Origin of the sequence: Sulfurovum xiamenensis (assembly GCF_030347995.1) — a bacterium.
GTDB classification, from domain to species: domain Bacteria; phylum Campylobacterota; class Campylobacteria; order Campylobacterales; family Sulfurovaceae; genus Sulfurovum; species Sulfurovum xiamenensis.
Map to the genome: position 1 here is coordinate 14,858 of NZ_JAQIBC010000009.1, position 18,626 is coordinate 33,483.

Annotated in this window: 12 protein-coding genes and 1 tRNA gene; 6 read left to right on the forward strand and 7 right to left on the reverse strand. The window is 35.5% G+C overall.

The window, feature by feature from the left end:
- Window positions 1-103 precede the first annotated feature (103 nt).
- Window positions 104-475: a YbgC/FadM family acyl-CoA thioesterase gene (locus tag PF327_RS09860; protein ID WP_289402398.1), complete on the forward strand. Its 372-nt coding sequence runs from the start codon at window positions 104-106 to the stop codon at window positions 473-475.
- Here the strand turns inward: PF327_RS09860 and PF327_RS09865 are convergent.
- The 4 genes from PF327_RS09865 to PF327_RS09880 form a co-directional block, all read right to left on the reverse strand.
- On the reverse strand, window positions 472-897 hold the full coding sequence (locus PF327_RS09865) for a hypothetical protein (RefSeq protein WP_008241988.1): 426 nt from the start codon (window positions 895-897) through the stop codon (window positions 472-474). The two genes, PF327_RS09860 and PF327_RS09865, sit on opposite strands and share 4 nt — an antisense overlap.
- A 208-nt stretch (window positions 898-1,105) precedes the next feature.
- A complete protein-coding gene (acnB, locus tag PF327_RS09870; RefSeq protein ID WP_289402399.1) occupies window positions 1,106-3,673 on the reverse strand; it encodes a bifunctional aconitate hydratase 2/2-methylisocitrate dehydratase in 2,568 nt (855 codons plus the stop codon).
- A gap of 155 nt (window positions 3,674-3,828) precedes the next feature.
- Complete coding sequence (locus tag PF327_RS09875; protein WP_289402400.1) at window positions 3,829-6,060, reverse strand: FtsK/SpoIIIE family DNA translocase; 2,232 nt, start codon at window positions 6,058-6,060, stop codon at window positions 3,829-3,831.
- A 135-nt stretch (window positions 6,061-6,195) separates the two neighbouring features.
- Window positions 6,196-7,392: an NAD(P)/FAD-dependent oxidoreductase gene (locus tag PF327_RS09880; RefSeq protein ID WP_289402401.1), complete on the reverse strand. Its 1,197-nt coding sequence runs from the start codon at window positions 7,390-7,392 to the stop codon at window positions 6,196-6,198.
- A 167-nt stretch (window positions 7,393-7,559) separates the two neighbouring features.
- On the opposite strand from PF327_RS09880, the gene PF327_RS09885 reads away from it, so the two are divergent.
- The 4 genes from PF327_RS09885 to PF327_RS09900 all read left to right on the forward strand — a co-directional run bounded on the left by PF327_RS09885 (window position 7,560) and on the right by PF327_RS09900 (window position 12,953).
- Window positions 7,560-7,644, forward strand: a tRNA-Leu gene (locus PF327_RS09885).
- 190 nt (window positions 7,645-7,834) lie between these two features.
- Window positions 7,835-8,878, forward strand: coding sequence for an SH3 domain-containing protein (locus PF327_RS09890; RefSeq protein WP_289402403.1), 1,044 nt, complete (start codon window positions 7,835-7,837; stop codon window positions 8,876-8,878).
- 20 nt (window positions 8,879-8,898) lie between these two features.
- Window positions 8,899-11,340: a DUF4238 domain-containing protein gene (locus PF327_RS09895; protein ID WP_289402404.1), complete on the forward strand. Its 2,442-nt coding sequence runs from the start codon at window positions 8,899-8,901 to the stop codon at window positions 11,338-11,340.
- 578 nt (window positions 11,341-11,918) lie between these two features.
- On the forward strand, window positions 11,919-12,953 hold the full coding sequence (locus tag PF327_RS09900) for a hypothetical protein (protein WP_289402405.1): 1,035 nt from the start codon (window positions 11,919-11,921) through the stop codon (window positions 12,951-12,953).
- Between the two features lie 61 nt (window positions 12,954-13,014).
- Here the strand turns inward: PF327_RS09900 and PF327_RS09905 are convergent, their stop codons facing one another.
- From PF327_RS09905 to PF327_RS09915, 3 genes are all read right to left on the reverse strand, one after another.
- Window positions 13,015-13,575 (reverse strand): recombinase family protein, encoded by a 561-nt coding sequence (locus PF327_RS09905; RefSeq protein ID WP_289402406.1) that lies wholly within the window; start codon window positions 13,573-13,575, stop codon window positions 13,015-13,017.
- A gap of 268 nt (window positions 13,576-13,843) precedes the next feature.
- Window positions 13,844-14,398, reverse strand: a complete 555-nt coding sequence (locus PF327_RS09910; protein WP_289402407.1) for a hypothetical protein — start codon at window positions 14,396-14,398, stop codon at window positions 13,844-13,846.
- Window positions 14,399-14,414: 16 nt separating this feature from the next.
- Entirely contained in the window at window positions 14,415-14,918 is a 504-nt protein-coding gene (locus tag PF327_RS09915; protein WP_289402408.1) for a hypothetical protein, read from the reverse strand.
- Between the two features lie 555 nt (window positions 14,919-15,473).
- Here PF327_RS09915 and PF327_RS09920 point away from each other — a divergent pair.
- Complete coding sequence (locus PF327_RS09920; RefSeq protein WP_289402409.1) at window positions 15,474-18,224, forward strand: DEAD/DEAH box helicase family protein; 2,751 nt, start codon at window positions 15,474-15,476, stop codon at window positions 18,222-18,224.
- Window positions 18,225-18,626 lie beyond the last annotated feature (402 nt).

Here is an 18,626-nt window from a genome sequence, read left to right on the forward strand (position 1 = left end):
TACAATAACAAGAGATATGATCAAAAAGACTTTAAGTTTTAAAACATTGAGTGAACGTTTTAATCTTAAGCGCTTGTCAATACCGTCAATAAGAGAGTTTAACATGAAGATACGGGTCTATTATGAAGATACAGATGCAGGTGGCATTGTCTACCATACGAATTATATCAAATATTGTGAACGTGCCCGTTCAGAGATCTTTTTTCAAAGAGGGGTGAAACCCACATTGGGCGATCAGAGTGGGTTTGTGGTACGTGACATCAAAGCCTGTTTTTTAGCCACTGCTGCACTGGGCGATATGCTTGAGGTGACGACAAAGATCTTGACGATGAAGCGCTCATCTGTGGTACTCCTACAAGAAGTATGGAAAAATGATGTAAAACTCTTTAGTATGGAAGTGGTTCTAGTCTATGTAGAGAGAGGAAAACCTTGCCGTATCCCCGAAGAGTTCGAGGATATCTTTAAAACATTTTAAGTGAGGAAAAGATGTGAAGCAGCCACTGCAAATGCAGATGCGCCTATATATCCTGCGCCAAACATAAATGAAGAAATGAGTTTTAGTAGAGGTTGAAATCTCCATTTGACCAATAAAATGATCAGTGACCCGATCAGAGCCGGTAAAAATACATAGGCCATGTCAAATCCTAAGCCAAAACTATTTGGTATAAGAATTTGTGTTGAAACTACTAATCCAATAATAGCTACAATAGCAACATACATGGCCATATATTTAATGGTACCGTATTTTGATAGACTCTCATCCAAACTAAGCTCTTTTGTAAAAGCATCCTTAATATCAGAAAAATCAGAGTCTTTTAACGACATCTCTTCCATAATAAGAAAAGCAGCAATACTGCCAAAATAACCTATAGCGATCGCAATCATTAACATACCCATTTTCACTCCTTTAATTTATGATTTATGATTCAATTTATTGTAACAAAAATATTATAACATAAATTTTAATTATATTATGAGTTAATAAAATATTGTACATATTCTAAAAACAGGCTGTTTGATAAAAATTATAAAGGGGGAATTTAAATTGGTGTGTAAGGTTTCCTACCTTCAAGAGGTAGGAAAGTAAAGAAAATAGTGACCTGGACTACTCAACCATAGCTTCAAGGTCTTCTTTAGAAACCTTGTTGAAGTTTAGGTATTTGTAGATACTGTCAGTCATTTCTGGCTTGATCTTATTTGAAACTACTTCTAAGTACTCTTCAGCTGTTGGGATCTTACCGTTAAGTGCAACCACCGCAGCAAGCTCAGCAGAACCAAGGTATACTTGAGAACCTTTACCAAGTCTGTTGTCGAAGTTTCTTGTTGATGTAGAGAATACCCATGCATTTTGCTTAACAGCTGCCTGATTACCCATACATAGAGAACATCCAGGAGGCTCAATACGTGCTCCGGCCATTCCGAATACTGAGTAGTACCCCTCTTCTGTCAATGTTTTCTCATCCATTTTAGTCGGAGGACAGATCCAAAGTCTTGTATTTACTTGACCTTCACCTCTAAGAACCTCTGCATTCGCTCTGAATAGACCGATGTTTGTCATACAAGAACCAACGAATACTTCATCGATATCTGTTCTTAGACCAGCTGCATGTACTTCAGAAAGTGTTTTAACGTCATCCGGGTCATTTGGACATGCTACGATCGGCTCTTTGATCTCAGACATGTTAATTTCGATCACTGCTGCATACTCTGCATCTTTATCAGCTTCCATTAACTCTGGATTAGCGATCCAGTCTCTCATTTTCTGTGCACGTCTCTCAAGTGTTGCTTTATCTTCGTAACCTTGAGCGATCAACTCTTCGATCAATGCGATGTTAGATTCTAGGTACTCAATGATAGGCTCTTTGTTAAGCTTTACAGTACAAGCTGCAGCTGAACGCTCTGCAGATGCATCTGAAAGTTCGAACGCCTGCTCAGCTTTAAGATCTTCAAGACCTTCGATCTCTAGAACACGTCCTGAGAAGATGTTTTTCTTACCAGCTTTTTCAACAGTCAAAAGACCATCTTTGATCGCTTGGTAAGGGATAGCATTTACCATATCTCTCAGTGTGATACCTGGTTGCATTTCACCTGTAAATCTTACAAGTACAGACTCAGGCATTGTTAGAGGCATCATACCTGTAACTGCTGCAAACGCAACAAGACCTGAACCCGCAGGGAATGAGATACCGATAGGGAATCTAGTGTGTGAATCCGCACCAGTACCTACTGTATCTGGAAGACACATTCTGTTCAACCATGAGTGGATAACACCATCACCTGGTCTAAGTGTGAAACCTTTTCTCTCAGTCATAAACTGTGGAAGTGTATGGTGAAGTTTGATATCTGCTGGTTTTGGGTATGCAGATGTGTGACAGAATGACTGAAGTACGAAGTCTGCACCAAAGCTAAGTGCTGCAAGGTCTTTTACTTCATCTCTTGTCATCGCTCCAGTTGTATCTTGAGAACCTACAGTTGTACAAACCGGCTCACAATACACACCTGGTTTAACACCTTCAAGTCCACATGCTTTACCAACCATTTTTTGTGCTAAAGTATACCCTTTACCGTTGTCAGCTGGTTGCTCAGGTGCCATGAATGCATCTGATGCACCAAGACCAAGTGCTTCTCTCGCTTTAGCTGTAAGACCTTTACCAATGATAAGTGGTACACGTCCACCTGCTCTCATTTCGTCTGGGATCGTGTTTGGCTCAAGTTTGAATTCAGATACTACTGTACCGTTTTTCTCGATCACACCGTCAAAAGGCTTCAATGTGATCACATCACCAGTCTCTAATTCACCTACTGGTGCTTGAATCGGTATACATCCTGAATCTTCTGCAGTGTTGAAGAAGATCGGAGCAATGATACCACCGATAACAACACCACCAGTTCTTTTTCCTGGAATACCTGGAATATCTCTACCCATGTGCCACTGTACTGAGTTGATACCTGATTTTCTTGATGAACCAGTACCTACAACATCACCAACGTATGCTAACGGGTTACCTTTTTTTCTCAGTTCATCCATAGTCTCAAGTGGATTATCCATTCTGTTCACTAGGAAAGAGTTCGCGTGAAGCGGGATATCTGCTCTAGTAAATGCTTCTGATGCTGGAGAAAGGTCATCCGTGTTTGTTTCACCAGGGATCTTATATACTGTAAGTGTGATCTCTTTTTCCATCTCTGGCTTGTTGTAGAACCACTCTGCATTTGCCCAAGACTCTACGATCTCTTTTGCTTTTGCATTACCCGCATCCATCATTGCTTTCACATCGTTAAATGCATCATATACAAGGATAGTGTTTTTAAGTTGCTCAGCAGCTGCGTCTGTCACTTCACCACCGATCTTAAGTGCTTCAACTAGTGGAGTAACGTTGAATCCACCTAGCATAGATCCAAGGATCTCACATGCTTTTACTGCATCGATAGCATCACAAGTTACATTACCTTGTACGATATCGTTGAGGAATGCTGCTTTTACGTAAGCTGCATCATCCACACCCGCAGGTACTTTATTTTGGAACATATCCATTGCGTAATCGACATCAGCGATTGGGCTTGCTTTTAATAATTCAACAAGCTGTGCTGTTTGATCAGCTGTAAGTGCGAGTGGTGGAACACCTAACTCAGCACGCTCAGCCGTATGTGCTTTATACTCTTCTAATAAGGCCATTCTGGTCTCCTGTGTAATTTTTGTGCTGTATATTAACAAAAAAATAGTTGATTTAGTGTTCTATAAGATGAAGATATGTATGAGATAATTTATTTGTATCGTATGGTTACATGAAAAGAGACCATTTAAGTCTCTTTTTAGGTTCAAAGAAGAAATTAGACGATTTCTCTGTTACCTTTTGCGTTTGGTGCACTCAATACACCCATCGCTTCAAGCTGTTCAATAATGTTTGCAGAACGGTTATAGCCGATCTGTAGTTTTCGCTGTAGGTAGGAGATAGATGTTTTTTTGTCTGTCAATACCACTGATTTCGCTTCTTCATAGAGAGGATCAAGATCTATATCACCCTCCTCGCCTTCACTTGCACTGACACCACCCGCCACTAAGTAACTTTCATCATATTCAGGTTCACGTTGGGCTTTAAGGAATTCAACGATCTCTTCTATCTCTTCTTCTTTATTCCATGGTGCATGTAAACGTACCAGTCCTGTAGCACCAGGAGGCGTAAAGAGACCATCACCGCGTCCCAGTAGACTTTCCGCACCCATAGCATCCAGGATCACTTTAGAATCTATACGTTGGCCAACACGGTAACTTAGCCTGGATGGAAGATTGGCTTTGATGAGTCCTGTCACAACATCCACACTTGGCCTCTGCGTTGCAACGATAAGGTGTATACCACTGGCTCTTGCCATCTGAGCAAGTCGTGCAATAGAATACTCTACTTCTTTACCACCATTCATCATTAAGTCAGCCAGCTCATCTATGACAATCACAATAAAAGGGAAAGGCTCTGCAGAACCGTCAGCTTTTACTTTTTCATTGTAATTGTCTATATTTTTTGTACGATTCTCTGCCATCAGTTTATAACGACGTTCCATCTCTGTTACCATGTTTGCCAGTGCTGCGATCGCCTTTTTCGGTTCAGTGATGACCGGTGTGATCAAATGCGGTATATCATTATAGATCGAAAACTCAAGCATCTTAGGGTCAATAAGCATCAGCTTCAACTGATCGGGATCATTCCTATAAAGCAAAGAGAGGATCATCGCATTGATACCTACAGATTTACCCGATCCCGTGGTTCCTGCTATAAGCAGGTGTGGAAGTTTTTTAATGTCTGTGATAAACGGCTTACCTACAATATCTTTACCTAAAGCGACCGTTAAAGGTGAGCTGGAATTTTTAAACAGATCACTCTCAAGTATCTCACGAAGATAGATCGTATCTACTGTTTCATTTGGTATCTCTATCCCGACAACATCACGCCCAGGTATTGGTGCCTGTATACGGATCGTTTCAGCTGAAAGTGCCATCGCAAGGTCATCCTGAAGGTTTAAGATCTTAGAAACTTTAACATTGGGAGCCGGTTTGAATTCAAAGGTTGTTACCAAAGGACCACTGTAGGTACGTACAACATCACCATCTACGTTAAATTGCTGCAGCTTTGCAAGTAGCTCCTCTATCTTTCTGTCAATTTCTGCCTCATTGACCTTTTTTGTCGTTTTAGGTGCTTTTTGCAAAAAATCCAGTTTAGGCAGTTTGAAATTTTTAGGCTTGACGACTTTTCCTTTATCTATCTGTTCCATAAGTTTGGAGTTTTCTTCCAGTTCATTGATAATCTCTACATGGGACTTGCCTGCGGCAGTTTTTTCTGTGGAAAGACTCGTTTCCATCTCATGTTCAAGTTCGAGTATTTCATTAAGCACAGGATCATCCGATTCATCCAATGCATGTACTGTCTCTGATTCTGTCTTCGTTACAACTTTTTTGGTATCCGGTTGTCTTTTTTCACGTGTTCTCTTTGGCTTTTCTTCAGCTACATCCATTACAGGCATCATTTCATCTTCAAGAGACGGTGAAGCAAAAGGGTTTTTAAATATCTTCTTCAAGACTCTTCCCAGTATAGAGAACATACTTCCTATCCATGCAAAAGAGAATGAAACCTCAGATCTTTTCATTTTAAATCGGGAGAAATCGAACTCATCATCGATAATGAATACCAAAGAGAGGGCCATGATCATCAACCAAAAGAGCCAGAGCCCTGCTTTACCGATGAGCGGGTACAGGAATTCCACGATCTGTGTACCTATAAAACCTCTGTCCTGACCTTCCAGTACCAATGCGCTAAAGAGGATCAAGGAGATGAAAAAGAGTATCCATCCTAAATAAAAATCGATATTTTTTCTTACACGAGGATCACTGTAAAGTTTAAAGAGAGGATAAAATAAAACAAAAAAATTGATATAAGCTAGGTAGCCAAATAGATAGAGATTGGTATCTCCTATTGTTTTCCCGATATCACCCACCAATGCTGTTTCATGAAAGATAGTAGAAAATGCAGCATAGATAAAAAGTATAGCCGTAATAATAATTGTGATTTTCAATTTTATTCCTAAATTAATATTAAATAATGAAGATATTATAACAAATTAAAATAAAACCCTATAAAAAAGGGTCAAAATGACATATTTATTCTTATCTAAGCGCTGAAGACAGTGTCATCTTCTGTACAATGGCCTCTATCTGTTACGATTTTTAAATCCTGTATTGATACGCAAGCGCAGTCCCAGATAATATGCATGTGTGATCGCTTTTTTAAGTACATATGCAACATACCCTTTCACTTTGATATACTTGAACATTTCACCTACTGCATACTTTCCACCCAATGCGATAAAAACACCCGAGACATCAGCATCAAATGGCTTGGATTCCACACCGTCTATGCGTTGTCTAATGGTTTTTGCCACATACTCTGCACTTTTTTCGGCAATCTGTGCTGTGGGAGGCAAAATGTTACCTTTTGCGTCTTTTATCTCCACACAGTCCCCTATGGCAAAGACATCTTTTTGACCTTGAACATTAAGCTCTGGAGTGGTAATCAGTTGATTGATACTATTTTTCTCATTATCGATCGTATCATTGAGTGATGATGCTTTGATCCCACCCGTGAAGATCATGAAACTATAGGGCAGTTTTTCACCACTTCTAAAGTGTACGTATGTAGCGTCAACCGTGTTGATAAAAGTACTTGTGAGAATCTTGACACCCAGTGCCTCCAATCTCTTTTTGGTATTGTCAATACTGTATTGTCCCATACCTGGGAGTATGGTATCACTTGCATCTATGAGATAAATATGTATCTCTTTGGCTGTATCTCCGATCGTTTTACTGTAACTGTCCAACACATAAGCCATCTCAGCAGCGACTTCCACGCCACTAAGTCCCGCGCCTCCAACAGCAATATTGAGTTTCCCTTCTCTAGAATCCTCTTCATGCTGCAATTTTTTGTAGATAATATTTTCAAACTTTATTCTAAAATTGTGTGCTCTCTCCAGATTTTTGACACCATAACTGTTTTCTCTTAATCCCTCAATAAATGAAAAGAAGTTTGTTTTTGCGCCTGTAGCAATGATGAGATAATCATAAAAGAGATCTCTCCCATCCAAGTGTACCTTCTTCTGCTCAAAATCAATAGAAGTAGCTTCTTTATGGATGAATGTTACCCTCTCTTTAAATCCTTCACACCAATTCTGCAGATCGATCGCAACGTCATGCATATCAAATTGGCCTGCGATATAGCCATACGCCTCAGTTTGTAGATAATGATAGGGATTTTTATCGATCAGTATGATAGCTATATCTTGATATTTAGATAGTTTTTCGATAGCTCTCAGTCCACCATATCCTCCACCGATCACCACTACTCTTTTCATGATACCTATCTCCCCGCGTTGCTTTACACTCCATTTTACACTCTTAATATAAATCTAACGGCTTGAACGGGCTATTTATAGATATTTTATCTGATAATATTTGTAATGTATAACCCTTCTTTAAGCTCCCTAGGAGTAAAATCCCTTCTGCGTTTTATAATGCAGATGCCGCAGTGATGGAACTGGTAGACTTGGTAGACTCAAAATCTTCTGCCTTCGGGCGTGTCGGTTCGAATCCGACCTGCGGTACCACCACACATCAAAATCCCTAATTATATTGGCATTTCCCTGACATTCAATTTCATTAATCCCACGTAAATCCCACGCATGTATCTTTGATCACTATGTCGATTTAAATAAAAACATTTCAATTTGACATATTCTTATGTACAGAAACTAGATTTTGCTATAATCCAATATAAAAATTTTTAAAGGTATTACATTGGATAATTCATTCAAGAAATTAGCAGAAAAAATGTCCTCTATTACTACACCAACTATACAATTAGGAGATACGATCAAAGCTATATCATTGGACTTCAAAGCTCTTAATGATGCTATGAATTTATCTAAATCATATGGTAATACTTTTACTGAAATCACACAATATAATAAGTCTATAAATAAACAGCTCCAAGACACGATCAAAGCTATATCATTAGACTACACAGTCCTTAATGATGCTATGAATTTGTCTAAGTCATATGGTAATACTTTTGCTGAAGTCACACAATTTAGTAAGTCTATAAATGAACAGCTCCAAGACACAATCAAAACTATGTCATTAGACTTCAAAGCTCTCAATGATGCTATGAATTTATCGATGTCATATAAAGACATTTTTGATACTTTTACGGATTTAACATATAAAAATGTATTTGAAGAGATACGTACTATCACAGAATTTGAAATAGTACAAGAAATAAAAATAGAAGAAAATGAAAGTCAAATTCTTTTCTTCACGGGAGATGATAAAAAAGAAAGACTCGATAAATTTGTAATCGACCAAATTATTCAAATCATTCCTAAAATTGATGTTGAAAAATACAAAAATTTATCGCCTACTACTCAGAAACTTATAACTGCTGTCATTATGATGTTCCTTCCAGCATTATATTTTTATTCATCAGTCTATTTTGAGGCATATAAAAATCTCGAAATAGAAAAGGCTGAAAATAATATCCAAGCTTTTTTAGAAAAGAATGCGACCAAGATTGACACAGATAAAGTTAGAAAAATTAAAAAAATACCTCAAATCGAAAACCTAAATTTAATTAATAAAGATAGTCATAGATTTATCACAGTTGATGGTTTACGTGTCAGATCTGAACCATCAATAAAAGCACAGATCATTGATCACTTAAATCAAGGTAAAATCGTTGAAATAGTTGATAAAGATAAAAGCTGGACTAAGGTTATCTATGAAGTAGACGATTCTACAATTCAAGGGTGGATCTTTACACGTTATACTAAAAAATTTGATTAAAAAGAAAATAAATTAAAACTATGAGTTCTATAACACGTGATAATCACTATGTTCCTCAATGGTATCAAAGAGGATTTTTATTTAATAGATCAGATAAATTACATTATTTAGATCTTCATCCTGAAAAAAAGATACTTGCCAATGCTAGAACTATATTTATGAACGAATATAGTATGAGACATCCTTCTACAAGCTTTTATGGAACAGACTTATACACAACATATTTTGGTAAATTTATAAATGATGAAATAGAAAGAAAGTTATTTGGTGAGATTGATAATAATGGGGCAAGAGCAATAAAAGGTTTTGTTAGTAACGACCCTATTCAATGGCATACGCACTTTGAAAACTTATTTGACTTCATTGATGCCCAAAAAATTAGAACCCCGAAAGGCCTGGATTGGATAGCGAAACACTATCCAAAACTGCATCAAAATGAATTAATGCTAGAAATGCAAAAAATTAGACAAATGCATAAAACAATATGGGCACAAGGCGTAAGGGAAATTGTATCTGCAGAAAATGCAAATATTAAATTTATTATTTCTGATCATCCAATTACGGTCTATAATCACTTTTATCCACCTGAACATGAAAAATGCAAATATCCCGATGATCCAGAAATAGCATTAATAGGAACACAAACAATCTTTCCTCTGGACATGAATCATTGTCTGATTTTGACTAATTATGAATATGCTGAAAACCCTAAAGGTTCAGATCCTAAAAAAAGACGTAAAAATGCCAGATATTTTGGTGAAGGAATGGTGCGTACGGATAATTTTATCAGCTCTCGCTTTTTAGATGATATTGATGTTCAAAAGATTAATCTAATTATTAAATCAAGGGCGCATAGATACATCGCCGCAGCAAAGAAAGAATGGTTAGACCCTGAACATAAAATAAAAAATGATTGGTCAGAATTAGGAGAACCTCTTCTCCCTCCCAAAAATGAACTTGGACGTTTTGGTGGAGAAATGTTTATTGGATATGAAAATGGGACAACACATTATCAAGATGCATTTGGGCGAACTAAACCTGCAAATGATTTTCATAAACGAAAGGTACCAAATAAGATATCTGTAAATGATCCGTGTGGATGTGGAAGTGGGAAAAAATATAAACAATGTTGTAGAAATAAAAAAATATCACAACGACCATCATGGGATGAAATAAGTATCAGAGAACGTAATCTAATACTTGCTAATGGTATCATTGATATTTTAGGACTTTCAAAAGGTAAAACGTGGGATGATATTCGAAAAGAATTAAATAATGAACAAGTAAAAGAGATACATGAATTATATAGCTTCCTATGGCCATTAGATACTGATATAGTAAGTTTACTACCGAAACCAGATAACTCACTAAGAGTATTATATTCAGGCATTATCGATCCAAGAGTTATCAATGAGACAGTAATTAGTTTAACGCTATATTTTGATGAAGTTATTATTCAAAATCCTATGATGCATCCAGACTTTGTCAATCCCAAGTTTAGTCCGGTATTGAATCCTCATCAATTTAAAGAACAGACACTAAAAAATGTATATTTACTGATAAACTTACTTCCATTTATTGATAGTGGATATATTAATTTTATTCCAGATCCTAGTATTTTTGACAGTCACTTATTAAAAGAATTACTAAGTATAAGTGAGAAAAAAGCTTCATTACTTTCAGAGGATGAAGTTGTAAAATCAAAAGATGCACAGTTATCAGAGTTTCTTGCTAAAGACAGTTATGAACGAACAATTTATGCTGCATCCAAGGATCAACAAAAAAGTTTCATATCTCAAACTTTGGCAGACGCAACAGAAGAAGAAGTCAGTGCTATTCTTGATATTTACGATCAAAAAAAGCAACAGGACCCATTTGCATTATTGCAAAATGACATTTATGAAGGGAATGAAGGACAAATAATGACACTAAATATGAGTCCTAACTTTGAATCTTCAATGTTTTTATCTCAAGTAACGGGATCCATATTCTTAACAAGCAGTGATACACGTTGGAAAGAAGTCCTTGCATCTCAACATAAAGAGAGTGGTATAACAATTTACCAATGGAGTGATCTTACCGACTGCATTACAAATAATGAATATATTTTTAATGCAAATCCAGAAAATATATTAAGGTTTAAAGAACAAGGAAAGTTATCATCCATAAGAAATGTTCATAAAAAAATATATTCTGCAATCCAAAAAGAGGAACCAACATATGGTCATAAAGTACAGATAGCTAAAATTAAAAAAGAATATAGAACTGTTCAAATCAAAGCCTCATCAGAGCTTAGTGAAGTAAAAGAATATAACTTTCCTTGTAAACTTCATTGTATAGCTCCATATGGAGGAATTGAGAATAATAATGTACAAAGACTTTTACTCACTTCTAATGCAGATAATTTTTTAAAAAATGTACCTATGGCAATTTATGCCGAGTTCAACTTAAAAAAAGTATAAAAATAATCATATCAATCTATCTCGTCTACTCCATCTATTCTCTTCCATCCGTTCATCCATCTTCAATCTCGAAATTTATCATTTCAACCCATATCATACCCATGCAATCAGTCATAATACAAGTTTCAATAATCTTACATATCACTCGAATCGTAGCTCACGATCCCCCCTCCGCTCAAATACAAGTTTAAAAGTCTCTAGGGGGATCGTTTGCTATTTTGTATACTTTGATATCTTTTTGTTCTTTTTTAAGCAAACACCTAATAATCTACTCTAAAATATAATATATTAAGGCTTGTGATGAATAATATAGTAATTTGTCACTAGTACCCTTCTAAAACATCTTATATAGAATAATTTTATAAGGTTTACATTTTCCAAGTAATTAAACAAGTAGTTACTCAGATTTACATCAGCACTCATAATGCTTTCACAAAATCAAACTTTCTCATACTTATTGAAATACCCAGATATTTTTTGTATACTACTGATACTTAAAACAAGGGGTGGGGAGAACATAGGGAACATTTTTTCTCTAATAATATAGATACACTCTCTCTCTTCAAAGGATAAAAACATTGGAAGAAACATTAGAAGAAAAAAAACTAAAAATATTTGACGAAGAAACTTTCGCAACACTGACTCAAACTGAACAACAGCAACAATTAAAAACAATTCAAGTAACCTTTCACTATCGTAGAGCAAATTATAATCAGCTTCGCAATGAAATTGTTGATATAGAAAGATTTATTGAACTCAGTAATCGTCTAGTAAAGTTTGAAGAAGAATTTGGTCCATGGAATCAAAAACTACAAACTGCAATCAACAATAAAAATATTGCTCAAGCCATTACATTTTTTAAAGAAGGTAATACTATTTATGAGCCAATGGAAAAATTCTATATAGAGATACTTCCTGAGGCACTTACATCTGGATTTAGCCTAAAATCTCTAGCCACACAATTAGAATCAACATTTAATACAAAAGCAAACGAGTTATTGGAACAACAGAAGAAAGACATTAAAGCTATACAAACTCAAATAAATGAAAAAATTCAAAATGGTATTGATGATGTCTTGAATCTAAAAAATGAACTTAAAATCACGGGAACATTTAAAGAAAGAATTGAAACACAGCTAAGCGGTGCTCCAGAAAAAGTTAAGCTTTATTTTATTTTGTTTATTGTAAGCGTGATTTTATTATCTGTCTTATTGGTATCCTCATTTTTTATAGATACACTTAAAGATTTAGAATGGTATGCAAGTTTGGCTGTAAGAGCGTCAATAGCACTTCCATTGTTCTGGATATCTCAAACCCTCTATAGTAATTATAAATTTTACAGAGTTGCAGAGATGAAATATGATCACTTAGATCGTCTTCTTGGTGGTGGTGTAAGTGAAATAACCCGTATGATTGACGACCCTGAAGCAAAGTCAGCTGCATATCATAAACTATCAGAACTATTTTTAGATATTAATGACTTATCAGGCATCGTTGCATCAGAAAAACATCCTACTCATAAATCAATTGCTGAGGCTACGGAGATAATTAAACAAGTGAGAGCAATTTCTAAAGATATTGTAAAGCCTGAAAAGAAAGAGTCAAATGATTAACAATCCAAAGTAGACTAATCAAATCTTATCTTAACCACACTTGAAAAGATTATAAAAGTTCTTAGGTTTGATATTGTGCAACATATCTCAATAAAGTACTACGTGCTATACCAAATTGATTAGCGATATCTTGATTAGTCATATCAGTATTATTTTGCAAATCAATTATGTTTAATACATCTTCATCTGTTAGTTTTGATGATCTTCCAAATTTCACTCCACGCTTTTTAGCAGAAGCAATTCCATCAGCTTGCCTTTCTGCTCTTAAGTCATTTTCAAAAGCAGCCACAATACTCAGTAACCCTATCATCAATCTACCTGTAGAAGTTGAAGTATCTACTTCTTGCTGTGTTGCTTTAAAGGCCACATCTTTCTGGTTTAGTACATCTATAATTTGATGTAAGTCTTTAACATTTCGAGAACATCTATCTAGTCTTGTTACAATGAAGGTATCACCGCTTCTTACAAAATCTATCGCATTTTGCAACTCTTCTCTGTTCTCAAATTGCTTACCGCTCTTTTTCTCCATGAATATTTTCTCACAGCCAGCTTCTTTCAATGCTTCAATCTGACTATCTAGGTTCTGTCCTGTACTTGAAACTCTTGCATATCCTATAATCATGTTTTTTCCTTTTTTGGGTATCTATATATGTATTTTCATCTCTTAAACGTTCAGATACACTGAAAAAAGACAGGTTATGAGACATGGTTTTTGTATGTTTACTGAGAGAACAGTATGTGTCTTGAAAAGCATACTTATTAAGATATTTGTCACATGATGAAAATCATATTACAACTTTTGAAGATTTAGAGAATTCTTAAAAATCTTTTGAAGTGTTTACATAAATGCAAGCTCCTCCAGAAAATTCACGAACACGATTTTTTCAAAATCAACTCTTAAGAAACTTAGGTAAAACAAAAGACATCCAAATAGCAAAAACCATATAATAAGGGTCAAGCAAAAAAAGAGCTACATAAGCTAAAAGATAAGGAATATAATAACCACTCAATGTTGGTCTGGATAAAAACATCCAAACATAAATATAAGCTCTAAAGAAAGCACCCTTCGCACCCTTTATCTTTGCATTATTATTTGGATCAAGGGAATAAGGCTCTCCCGATCTATATAGATAAAAAGCATGATTATTATTATATTTCTTATCTACTATATTTTTATAGATATTTGCTAAATTAATTTTACTAACTTCCTTTCGAAAAGCCTCAGCCGCAGCATCTCTCTCAACTAACCAATAACGAAATAAAAACCAGAGTAAAAAAATAAAAATAGAGGAAAACAATATTTCTGACTTAGCAAACTCGACATTTAGCATATTAATCTTCAGTTGCCCACCAATAACTTTCCCCTCTGCCAAATAAAATAAAATAACCGAAGTTGATAAAATAGTTAAGTTCCGACGCTCAGGTGATGAATCATGTATTGTCATATATAGATACCTTTTTTTATTTTAAAATATATTTGCAGAACGCAACACCCAAGCCAAAACTACCTGCTAAAAATACTATAGCAGACCACCACATACTAGCTGGAACATGATTACTTAACCACGAAAGAGTAATTTTTGCAGGAGGTTCTCCCTTATAATCTTTTTTAGTTTTACTCTTTTCATCATTCTCAAACTTTACAAGACCAGCCTCGTATTTACCTATAGCTTGATCTATAATACCAATTACATCAGGAATAATTGAACTTCCATAGAAATCAGTAAAAAGCATATCAAAGGGATTAAAATTCCTAATCATTGCACCGCCAATCATAGGCGGTGGAGCCATAGTCATAGTCTTTAAACATCCAGCTCTAGCAACTAATTCCTGAGTTATGTGCAATTTTTTATTTATTGCAGATTTTAATTCATCCTGATGCCCATCCCCATAATTACCATTAAAATAATCATTAAGCATTTTTCTAAAATTTTGAAGAATCCTTATCTCCTCTTCATTAACCATATCTCACTCCCTCAATAATATTAAAACATTATATCAAACACTTTCAAAACAAAACAGAACATTAAATCAGAAATAACAAGAGTTTTGCTCTCTTCTAACAACTATCAAAATTAATATTCAAACACTCCAATAAGTAACCCCAACCAATATACAGAAACTCAAAATGTTTACATCCGTCGACCTTTCAGTTTGACGCATCAACCATTAAGCGTTCAGCGACTGTGAGGATTAATTACCCTCATTAGCAGTCGGTGGATGTAAGCATTTTTTCTTAATGAACGATGCAATAGAAATTGAATGAGTCGACGGGCCTTCCTGTCACTCAAAATCAAAGAATTGAGATTAAAAATAGAAGTTACTATTGAAAGACAAGCGAGCTTATTAAATATCTATGTACGAAATCCCATCAAATATCAATGTTGAAACCCAAGAAAACCCAATTTTTCCCAACACTATTTTTTTCAATTCCTATCAATATCTATAAACATTCCATCTAAGAACAGAATGCAAAAACTATAGCGCAGTACTTCCTGTCGCTTGAAAAAAGGAAAAATAATGATCGGAGTAACTTTTACAGATCCTAAGGATAAGGGTAGATTGAGCACTGTTCCTTTGGCTATAAAACAACATAAAATTTTTAGAACTTCTGCGGAGGTTATCGACTTCTTCTATAATAGTGACTTTAATACTTTCTTCTCTAGCGATATTGATATATCACAACTCCCTAAAATTCAAATGTTTAAACAAGGAGCTGATAAAGAGAAGTATATCACACAAGATGATATTAAAGACGAAGGCGCAAGCGTGATCGCTCTGGACTTTGACCGACATTCACTAATAACAGGAGCTGCAACCAATACTGATGCTAGTGCTGGGTTGGCTGAACTCTCAAAGGAGTTTGGTACTCTCCTGTATGCTGAATCTAAATCCGCAGGGGAACTCTTCAAGGGTCGTATTTTCATATTCTTGAATAAAAGACATAATAAAAAAGTGTTTCAGAAGTATTTGGAACTATGGCTTTATCATAAATATGACAGTGGGTATATCATAAGCTGGCATTTAGATAACGCTCCATATTTCTTAGGTTGGAATTCTTTAAATGGATGTCATGTAAGACATGAGTATGTGGATGCTGTATCATTCAATGATTCTCATAAGTTGAATATCTACGATAAAAGCACTATGAAGATATATCATGGTGGTGCTTTGGTTTGGACAGCTGGTTATGCTGATCCTGAAATAAATATCTGTTCAACGGATATCAACCATAGATTACAGAAGTATGGGAAAGCAAATGATTTGATCTTGCCTACAAAGTGGAATCATAACGGGTGCATTCCTGTTAATGATCTTTTGAGTGATGAAGAGAAAAAAGAAGTCATTGAGCGAGCTAAAGTATCTAAAAAAGGATTGTTACGAGTTGTAGGTAAAACAGATACCGAAATAAGTAAATTATCTACAAGAGAGATTTTTGAAACAGCTTCGAGGCTGGTAAAAGATGGTGAATACCCATTAGATGGATTACTCCGTAGGTCTGATGGTATGATTAAGACTGCGCGTGAATTTGTAACGATATATAAAAATGGTGAAAGTGCGAACTTTGCTTATGAACCTAATCATAGAGCAGAAACAGGATATCTCTATATGAAAGGTGGTAAATTATTCGACTATCAGGGTGGTAATACAACTTTAATTAACCTAGTGGATATCAAGGGCTTTGAGAGGAAAGAGATAGATTATGAGGGTCAATACCTTCCGAAAGTGTACAAAGATGAAGTTGGCTTGATTGAATTCGCTGAAGCCCCTACAGGTGGAGGTAAATCCTATAACAGCTCATATAAGCCAGATACTATCTTTTTAGTACCTAAGCGCGCCTTGGGTCATAACCTATCATCCATGAATGGCTTTGTTTATATCGGCTCTACTGGTGATAAGAACGTATCTATTAAGCGTATGCAAGATATCCCAGAGGATAAGAAAGATTGTACCATCGTTATGACATATGATAAGTTTGCATGGTTGCACGCGGAGAGTTCTATGACCGATTATAAATTGATTATAGATGAAGCCCCTAACCTCTTGAAGTCTGAATATGATAAGTACACTAAGTTACGTGAAGAGTTGATAGCTGATATCTTCGATGGACTCTTCACTCATGTGAAATTCATTTCGGCTGACCCTTTCTATTATGAAAACTTTGAGTACTTTGTAGAAAATGGTGCTGTTAAATGGTCTGATATCGAGGTTAGAGCGTTCATTCCTAAGAAGGATAAAGAGATAGTTTTTGAAGCTACAACGGGCTTTACTAGCGAGGAGTATGCTGATTTAGCAAACCAGAGAACTATCGTATATTGTAACGATAAATCAAAGGGTAAACAATGGGCTGAAAGAATTGGTGGAGAGTTGATCTATGCTGGTGGAGATATAGATGCTGATATGATAGATAGAAATCCCGATAAAAATTATGTTTTTACCTCTGTGATAAGAGAGGGATTTAGTTTTACTAGTCATGTTGATAATATGATTATCGATGCGCGTACAAATACAGTTTGCGGAGTGAATACAGTTATTCAAGCGGCTTCTAGAGCGCGAACCAAGGCATCAAAATATCGTTTGGTACATTCCCTGAAGGAAAAGGAACATACTCAGTTCATGGCTCGGTTTTGCGATATTAAATTATATATTGAGCTTGGTGAGGTTTTCTATGAAGCGAATGGATATACACTAGATGAGAGAAAAGTTATCAAGTACTTGGAGCTATATAGCAATATCAATAAAGCAATCGATAATAACAACGATTATTTATCAATATTATCTTTGGTTGGATGCCGTATTGAACAAGTGGAGAAACTAGAGCAAAGAGATATAAATTTCATGGCTCAGAATCTTGCTAGAGCTGGTTATGGATTGGTGATGAATCCTAAAGCTAAGGTTGAAAAATTTGAGAAGGGTTCGAGTGATTCTGAGAAACCTACTTTGGATGATATCAAAATTCGTAATGGTAAAGAAGCGTACGATAGTTTTACGGATAAACATGGTGGGGAGTTTACCGTCAGACAGTTTACCAACTTTGTATATGGCTTGTATAAGGGCAAGAATAAGAAGAGACCTACCCTTTTAGCAGCTTGGGATTTTTATACTAAGGTGGGTATCAAGGTAGAGGTTATCGATGCGAATGGGAATGCAGTTAAGATGTACGCTACAAAGAAAAATATCCCCCCGAAGTGTAAAGTTAGGATTGAAGATATCGATGCTTTTTTTGGGAGAAGTTCTTTAGTGCCTCCTCCAGAACCTATGTTTTTATAGGCAAAATATGCTGGGACGTAATTTTCAAATAATTTTTCAAAATTTTTTTAATTTACGTCATTGGCTCTCTAACCTCGTAAAATAAGGGGGTTTTACTATATTTCTATAATTTTTTTTCGCTTTAACTCCCGCGAGCCTTAATAGAAAAATAAAATAAGTAAAGACTAAGAAAATAGAATAAATAATATCTACCAGTGCTGGACCAGCCAGCAAAACCACCTCTCCAAAAACCCCCAAAAATCCCCAAAACATTATTTTAAACTTTAGTCTATAACTATCAAGATTCCTTATTAAACTATTGTTAATTTTTGCATGATATAATTTCACCATCATAATGATAAGTAAATATGAGTGAATGTAGATCCGACAATAGGCGCATCCTCATCGCAATCATTATATGAT

Coding starts and splice junctions, on each gene's coding strand:
- PF327_RS09895 (WP_289402404.1), top strand. CDS start 8,899: ATGAGTTCTATAACACGTGATAATCACTATGTTCCTCAATGGTATCAA.
- PF327_RS09905 (WP_289402406.1), bottom strand. CDS start 13,575: ATGATTATAGGATATGCAAGAGTTTCAAGTACAGGACAGAACCTAGAT.
- PF327_RS09915 (WP_289402408.1), bottom strand. CDS start 14,918: ATGGTTAATGAAGAGGAGATAAGGATTCTTCAAAATTTTAGAAAAATG.
- PF327_RS09865 (WP_008241988.1), bottom strand. CDS start 897: ATGGGTATGTTAATGATTGCGATCGCTATAGGTTATTTTGGCAGTATT.
- acnB (WP_289402399.1), bottom strand. CDS start 3,673: ATGGCCTTATTAGAAGAGTATAAAGCACATACGGCTGAGCGTGCTGAG.
- PF327_RS09880 (WP_289402401.1), bottom strand. CDS start 7,392: ATGAAAAGAGTAGTGGTGATCGGTGGAGGATATGGTGGACTGAGAGCT.
- PF327_RS09860 (WP_289402398.1), top strand. CDS start 104: ATGAAGATACGGGTCTATTATGAAGATACAGATGCAGGTGGCATTGTC.
- PF327_RS09910 (WP_289402407.1), bottom strand. CDS start 14,398: ATGACAATACATGATTCATCACCTGAGCGTCGGAACTTAACTATTTTA.
- PF327_RS09920 (WP_289402409.1), top strand. CDS start 15,474: ATGATCGGAGTAACTTTTACAGATCCTAAGGATAAGGGTAGATTGAGC.